General features: G+C 63.4%; 5 protein-coding genes and 2 pseudogenes. 6 read left to right on the top strand and 1 reads right to left on the bottom strand.

Features of this window, described 5'->3' with window-relative positions; translation table 11 throughout:
• Positions 1–51: 51 nt before the first annotated feature.
• Entirely contained in the window at positions 52–450 is a 399-nt protein-coding gene (locus tag A5788_RS18935) for a hypothetical protein (RefSeq protein WP_064868220.1), read from the bottom strand.
• 474 nt (positions 451–924) lie between these two features.
• Here A5788_RS18935 and A5788_RS23895 point away from each other — a divergent pair, with 474 nt between their 5' ends.
• The 6 genes and pseudogenes from A5788_RS23895 to A5788_RS24370 all read left to right on the top strand — a co-directional run.
• On the top strand, positions 925–1248 hold the full coding sequence (locus tag A5788_RS23895; RefSeq protein ID WP_141630807.1) for a hypothetical protein: 324 nt from the start codon (positions 925–927) through the stop codon (positions 1246–1248).
• Positions 1249–1574: 326 nt separating this feature from the next.
• Positions 1575–1850 (top strand): type II toxin-antitoxin system Phd/YefM family antitoxin, encoded by a 276-nt coding sequence (locus tag A5788_RS18925; RefSeq protein ID WP_005203787.1) that lies wholly within the window; start codon positions 1575–1577, stop codon positions 1848–1850.
• Positions 1847–2137, top strand: a complete 291-nt coding sequence (locus A5788_RS18920; RefSeq protein ID WP_064868217.1) for a type II toxin-antitoxin system RelE family toxin — start codon at positions 1847–1849, stop codon at positions 2135–2137. Before A5788_RS18925 ends, A5788_RS18920 begins: the two co-directional genes overlap by 4 nt.
• A gap of 47 nt (positions 2138–2184) precedes the next feature.
• A complete protein-coding gene (locus tag A5788_RS18915) occupies positions 2185–2463 on the top strand; it encodes a hypothetical protein (RefSeq protein WP_005203791.1) in 279 nt (92 codons plus the stop codon).
• A gap of 59 nt (positions 2464–2522) precedes the next feature.
• Positions 2523–2804 (top strand): annotated as a pseudogene (locus A5788_RS18910) (transposase); the annotation flags it as partial.
• A 283-nt stretch (positions 2805–3087) separates the two neighbouring features.
• Positions 3088–3312, top strand: a pseudogene (locus A5788_RS24370) (IS110 family transposase); the annotation flags it as partial.
• Positions 3313–3388: the final 76 nt, after the last annotated feature.

The following is a 3388-nucleotide window of genomic DNA, read 5'->3' as shown; positions in this document are numbered from 1 at the left end:
TCGTCGAACCCGACGCCACCTCAGGCACCCAGGAGGCCGCCTGAAAACCGCTCATCCACAGGTCTTGACAATATCTCCGGCGGGCCCGAGCCGACCGGAGGGGAACCGCTGCGTTGCGTGATTCCAGCTGAGGTACCGACCATAGAGTTTGCGCTTCGACGCGGAGGCCTTGCTGACCCGTGTCTTGATTTTGTGGGTGGCTGCCGGCTCGATCGTGGTGATGATTTGAGCGGTGTTCGTGGTCGTCGAACGTGAAAATGTGATGTGCCCGGCGGCGGCGAGTTCCCGCAGTGCCACGGTGAGGATGTGAGGCTGGATGACCTCAACCTGCTGGTAGTGGTACTTTTCGGCCAGCCGTGCTTCGAGTTCAGAGTGCAGCACGGCGTACTCGCTGGTGAGGGTTTCCATAACGCGCTCGCAGCCGAGTGCGACGTACTCGGCCTTCTGCATACCCTCATTCACCTGGGCATTCTTTCGGTTTTTCTGTTTGAGAGCAATCCTTGCCCCCATATGTAGGGATCTTTGTGGGTCGGACCGGAGAGGGGTTGCCGGGGCACGCTGCGCCCGTCCTTCTGCTGACGCACGGCCTCAACCTCGCCGGCGATCGAGTACACCGTCTGTTCGGTGACCAACTGGTCGAATGCGTGGTGCCCCGTCGGCGGAGGGGGGTGGCGGGGGATTGTCGATCTCGCGCAGCGCTGTGACGTCCTCGCGGTTTTGCGTGGCTGGAGTCCCGTCTCGGCCGACTAGAGCGATCGCCGTGTCGGCGGCGCATCGGGGATTCCGGCAGTACAGGGTCAGACGCCCGATGTCAGAGTCGCCGGCGGGGTCGACGTCGCAGGTTTGCTTCCCACAGAAGAGGCACTGGACTTGACCGCTCGTGCGCGCCGAGGGGAGTGGGCTCGTACGGACCATCCACCCCAGTTGCTCGTCGTCGTTGATCAGCACCGGGTCGGCGAGAACTTCGCCCGGGAAGCGTTGGAGCGCCTTAGCGTCCGCCCGGCGGCGGGTCGTATCAGTTCCGTCGTCAACGACGAGAACGTCTACCTCGCGGGCATTACAATCAGGATTCTGGCAGTAAAACTCGATGCGCTCGGTGTCTTCGCCGATGTCGCCCCAGGAGAGGATCGCTTCTACGCTGCCGCACCAATAGCAGTTGAAGGGCTTCTGGGATTGTCGGAGCCAAGGGGTGATTCCGTTGGACCACCCGTCGCCTGCTGTGACTGCTCGCAGGGCGACAGTATATGAAACGCCGTGCGCCCGTTGGTAACTGCGCGCGCGCTTCCTGTGATTGGTGCTAGCCATGACCGTAAGTCCGTTCACCTTGCCGTATCGGCACCCACACATACCGACACTGAAAGTGAAGGTGGTCAACGTCCGCCGGATCTGTGAAGACCTTGCCCTTGCGCGCTGCGGAACCGTGTGGTGTTCGTGTGCAACTCGGGGAGGAGCCATGCGACTAGCTCGTTGTCAGTCTACGCGAACTCCGCCATCCAGGCCCGAAATGTCATAATTACTATTATCGGCTAAATATAGGGCTAGTTTCTGGCCAGTCTAGCGGCTAGACTGAATGCATGACGACAGTGCCTCTCGGCGAAGCCAAGGACAAGCTCTCCGCGCTCATCGACAGCGCCGAGAGCACGCACGACATCATCACGATCACCAAACACGGCAAACCTGCCGCGGTGCTCATGTCGGCTGACGACCTCGAATCGCTGCACGAAACGATCTACTGGCTCTCACGCGCCGGCATCCGCGAAGCTGTCGCGGCTGCCGACGTCGAGTACGCCGCCGGCCAAACCGTTTCCCTTGAGGACCTGCGCGCCGAACACGGCATGCCGCCCCAGTGAGCGACAACCCCACGGACTCGGCCGATGAGTACCGCGTCGAGGTCGCATCTCCCGCACGCCGCGATCTGCAACGCCTTCCATCCCGGATCGTCCACGCTGTCATCGAGTTCATCTCCGGGCCCCTCGCCGGCAACCCGCACCGCCTCAGCAAACCGCTACGCGACGATTTCGAAGGCCTTCACAGCGCACGCCGCGGCGACTACCGCATCCTGCTGCGCATCGACGATCCCAACCACACCATCGTCATCGTCAAGATCGACCACCGAGCCCACGCCTACCGCACCTAACCTAACCCACAGCGCCACAACACGTCCCTGACACCATGAGGAGCATCGTGAACGACTCCGGCCGGACACTCGACCACGCCATCGACGCGCTCTACGACCCCATCAACGCCCTGCAACGCCAGGTCCTCGACATCGAGCGCAGCTACCGCGACCTCGCCCAACGCGACGACCTCACCACCGACACCCTTGGGGCGCCCACCACTCCCGCCGAAGCCATCGCCGGCATCACCGAAGCACTGGCATCTCTCCGCGATGCGCTCCGCGCCGCTGAAGGACACCGCGACACTGCCAAGCAGCATGCAGCACGCCTCTACATCGACCACTGACACCTGTCAGAGGCCACCGGCACAATTAGTGCGAAGCCCTCCATCCGCAAGCCATCGACCGCGAGGTGTTGGGCATGCAGGCGGCCACCAGTGAGACCAAGGCATCGCGGAACACCTTCTTCGCCGACCTGGTGGCCCGCGACCTGGGCGGGGTGCGCTTGGTGACCTCCGATGCTCATGCCGGGCTCATCGAGGCGATCGCAGCGAACCTGCCCGGCGCGGTATGGCAGCGCTGCCGCACCCACTACGCCGCCAACCTCATGGCAGTGTGCCCCAAGTCCATGTGGCCGGCGGTAAAAGCGATGCTGCACAGCGTGTATGACCAGCCCACCGCCACCGCGGATGGCGCGACCACGAGCTCGACTTCGCCGCTCGAGACCTGATCCGGTACTGAGTTGAGACGCTGGCTGTCGAGACGTGCGCACCTCAATGTGCGCGCCCGGGATGCGGGGTCGGTCGCGGCCGCGGTTGGATGTCTAGTGTTCGGGATTCTTGGCTAGACGGTATGGGTAGCTCCCGACGATGTGTTGGGGGGTTGCGGGCCGGAGCCTCACGCACAAAGACTCGTGGGTTACCGAGCAGGAGGCGCCTGCCCGGCCTATCCGACATTTGTGGGAGGCTCCGGTGTTTACAGAGCGTACGAGTGTAGGACTCGATGTGCACGCACGATCGATCGTGGCGGCGGCGGTTGACGGCCAAACAAGTGAGCTGCATCAGGCGAGGCTGACGCCCTCATTTGAGCACGTCAGATCATGGCTGGCGACGTTGCCGGGTCCGGTTGCGGTGGCCTACGAAGCCGGTCCGACCGGGTTCGGTCTGTACCGCGACCTGACGGCGGCGGGTATCCGGGGCTCTTCGAAGTTAGCCGGGCACTGCTCAGCAGTGGAATTGCTGGTTGTTGGCCCGCTGGGCGCGGGTGCAGTGG

It is taken from the genome of Gordonia sp. 852002-50816_SCH5313054-c (assembly GCF_001665925.1).
Classification (GTDB): Bacteria; Actinomycetota; Actinomycetes; order Mycobacteriales; family Mycobacteriaceae; genus Gordonia; species Gordonia jacobaea.
This window is presented reverse-complemented; position numbering and strand designations above follow the sequence as displayed.

Coding starts and splice junctions, on each gene's coding strand:
- A5788_RS18935 (WP_064868220.1), bottom strand. CDS start 450: ATGCAGAAGGCCGAGTACGTCGCACTCGGCTGCGAGCGCGTTATGGAA.
- A5788_RS18925 (WP_005203787.1), top strand. CDS start 1,575: ATGACGACAGTGCCTCTCGGCGAAGCCAAGGACAAGCTCTCCGCGCTC.